General features: G+C 66.8%; 3 protein-coding genes. All 3 read left to right on the plus strand.

What is annotated here, in order from left to right:
* Window positions 1–261 precede the first annotated feature (261 nt).
* Genes RYL44_RS10130 through RYL44_RS10140 form a run of 3 tightly spaced genes read left to right on the plus strand, consistent with a single transcriptional unit; the run spans window position 262 to window position 2787 of the window.
* Complete coding sequence (locus tag RYL44_RS10130) at window positions 262–1125, plus strand: ABC transporter substrate-binding protein (RefSeq protein WP_314975916.1); 864 nt, start codon at window positions 262–264, stop codon at window positions 1123–1125.
* A 10-nt stretch (window positions 1126–1135) separates the two neighbouring features.
* The gene (locus tag RYL44_RS10135; RefSeq protein ID WP_314975917.1) at window positions 1136–2008 is read left to right on the plus strand and encodes an amino acid ABC transporter permease; all 873 of its coding nucleotides are present in this window, start codon (window positions 1136–1138) and stop codon (window positions 2006–2008) included.
* Window positions 2008–2787 carry an amino acid ABC transporter ATP-binding protein gene (locus tag RYL44_RS10140; RefSeq protein ID WP_314975918.1) on the plus strand — a complete coding sequence of 260 codons (780 nt, stop codon included), beginning with the start codon at window positions 2008–2010 and terminating at the stop codon, window positions 2785–2787. The genes RYL44_RS10135 and RYL44_RS10140 overlap by 1 nt, the downstream gene beginning before the upstream one ends.
* Window positions 2788–2878: the final 91 nt, after the last annotated feature.

Genomic DNA, 2878 nt, shown 5'->3' on the forward strand with positions numbered 1-2878 from the left:
ACGAGGAGGCCCGCTGGCACCTCGTCCACTCCGACGAACTGTGGATCTGGTCCGGGCCCGGTCCCTACGCGTAGCCACGCGCCACTGTGTCCCATCCCCCACAGCCCCGAAACCCTCACGATTTCAACGTTTCCCAGCCCAGGCCTCGTTCCATTGTTTCGTGCATCGGACCTATGCCAGCGCGTCTTTCGGCGCACCGATACGCTCATCGAGTCAGACCCGCCCTCACCGGCGGGATCCCCCACGTCACCGGGAGGCCCCATGCGCCGCTCTGTCCGTTCCCTCGCTGCCGTCGCCGCCGTCGCGGCCCTCGGCCTGGCCGCCTGCTCGGGCGGCACGAGCTCTTCCTCTTCCTCCGACGCCGAGCAGACCTACGGCCCCGGCGCCCTGCCGACCGTGACGGACGGTAAGCTCACCGTCGCCACCTCCGACCCCGCCTACTCGCCGTGGATCCTGAACAACGACCCGGCCTCGGGCGAAGGCTACGAGTCGGCCGTCATCTACGCCCTGGCCGAGGAACTCGGCTACAGCGCCGACAACGTCCAGTGGGTGCGCGCCACCTTCGACTCGTCGATCACCCCCGGCGCGAAGGACTGGGACCTGAACATTCAGCAGTTCTCCATCACCGACGAGCGCAAGAACGCCGTCGACTTCACGTCCCCTTACTACACGACCACCTCGGCGATCATCACCAAGGCCGGCTCCCCTGCCGCCAGTGCGACATCCATCGCGGACCTCAAGGACGTCCTCATCGGCGTCCAGGCCGGCACCACCTCTCAGCAGTTCGCCTCCGAGAACCTCGAGCCCGGACTCACGCAGAAGCTGCAGATGTTCAACTCCTCCGACGACACGGTCCTGGCCCTACAGACGGGCCGCGTGGACGCGATCGTCGTCGACCTGCCGACCGCCTTCTACATGGTCTCCGCGCAGATCGATGACGGCGTCATCATCGGCCAGTTCGACGACACGACGGGCGGCGAGGAGTACGGCATCGTCCTGCCCAAGGGTTCCAAGCTGACCCCCACGGTCTCGGCCGCGGTCGATCGCCTGGCCTCGTCCGGCAAGCTCGCCGAGCTGCAGGAGAAGTGGCTGAACGAGGCACAGAACGTGCCCACCCTCAAGTGAGGCCTCATTCATGAGTGACTACTCGAGTAACGCGGCGGCCACGCTCACCGTTTCGGCGGTGGAGCGTGGCCGTCGCGCTTATCGGCGCAAGCAGACGGTCCGCTCGATTCTCATCTCCCTGGCCTCCACGATCGTGGTCGCCGGAGTCCTCATCGCCGTGGTCGTCAACTCCGACGGGTGGGAGGCCACCCGCAACACCTTCTTCAACGGCAAGTACTTCGTCCAGGCCTTCCCCCAGGTCCTGTCCGGCCTGTGGCTCAACATCCGGATCCTGCTGATCGCGGTGCTCGGCGTCGCCGTGTTCGCGACCCTGCTGGCGGTCGCGCGCACGCTGGCCGGCCCCGTGTTCTTCCCGATCCGTTTCCTGGCGGCGGCGTACACGGACATTTTCCGAGGCGTCCCCTTCCTGGTCGTCCTCTACCTGATCGGCTTCGGCATCCCCGCGCTCAACCCGACGACGCGCATCCCGACCGCGTTCCTGGGCACGGTCGCGCTGATCCTCACGTACTCCTCGTACGTGGCCGAGGTGCTGCGCGCGGGCCTAGACTCGGTGCACCCCTCCCAGCGTTACGCGGCCCGCTCGCTGGGCCTGACCCACGGGCAGACGCTGCGCATGATCATCGTTCCGCAGGCGATCCGCAAGGTCACGCCCGCCCTGATGAACGACTTCATTTCGATGCAGAAGGACGTCGGCCTGATCTCGGTCCTGGGCGCGGTCGACGCGATCCGCTCGGCGCAGATGGTGCAGGCCAAGACCTACAACATGACCTCCTACGTGGTCGCCGGCCTGCTGTTCATCGTCTTGTCGTTCCCCTTCATTCGCCTGTCGGACTGGTACACGGCCCGGCTGCGTAAGCGCGAGCAGATGGGAGGCACCGTCTGATGTCGGTCCCCACTACGCACGAGGCCTCCCCCGCCTCGGACAACACGACCCCGGTCCTGAGCGCCGTCGGCGTCGTCAAGCGCTTCGGCGACAATGTCGTCCTGCGCGGCCTGGACCTGGACGTCGCCGCGCACGAGGTCGTGGTCCTGTTGGGCGCGTCTGGTTCGGGTAAGTCGACGCTGCTGCGCTGCGCGAACCTGCTGGAGCGCGTGGACGACGGCCAGATTTTTTTGGGCGGCGAGGACATCACGGATCCGCGCGCGAACGCGGATCAGATACGCGCGCGCATCGGAGTGGTGTTCCAGCACTACAACCTGTTCCCCCACATGTCGGTGCTGGACAACGTGACGCTGGCGGCCCGCAAGGTGCACGGCTGGGACAAGGACCGCGCGCGCGAGCGCGGCCTGGAGCTGTTGGACCGCATCGGCTTGAAGGACAAGGCGAAGGAGTACCCGGATCGCCTATCGGGTGGCCAGCAGCAGCGCGTCGCGATCGCACGCGCGCTCGCCACGAACCCGGAGCTGCTCCTGCTGGATGAGATCACGGCCGCGCTGGACCCGGTGCTCGTCGGCGAGGTCTTGGATCTCGTGCGCGAGATCAAGGCGCAGGGGTCGACCATCCTCATGGCGACGCACGAGATCAGCTTCGCCCGCCAGGCGGCCGACCGCGTCGTGTTCCTCCGTAACGGGCAGATCGTCGAGCAGGGTCCGCCCGAGCAGGTGATTGACGACCCGCGCGAACAGGCAACCCGGGACTTCCTGGCGCGCATCCTGCGCTGACGCCTCATCAATACGGGAAGGCCCGGACTGGTCGTGAACCGGCTCTTCGCATTTAAGGGTGTAGGAGGTGTTGGAATCCGCCGGAGTGGAG

Origin of the sequence: Actinomyces bouchesdurhonensis, from assembly GCF_963540955.1 — a bacterium.
Lineage (GTDB): Bacteria > Actinomycetota > Actinomycetes > Actinomycetales > Actinomycetaceae > Pauljensenia > Pauljensenia bouchesdurhonensis.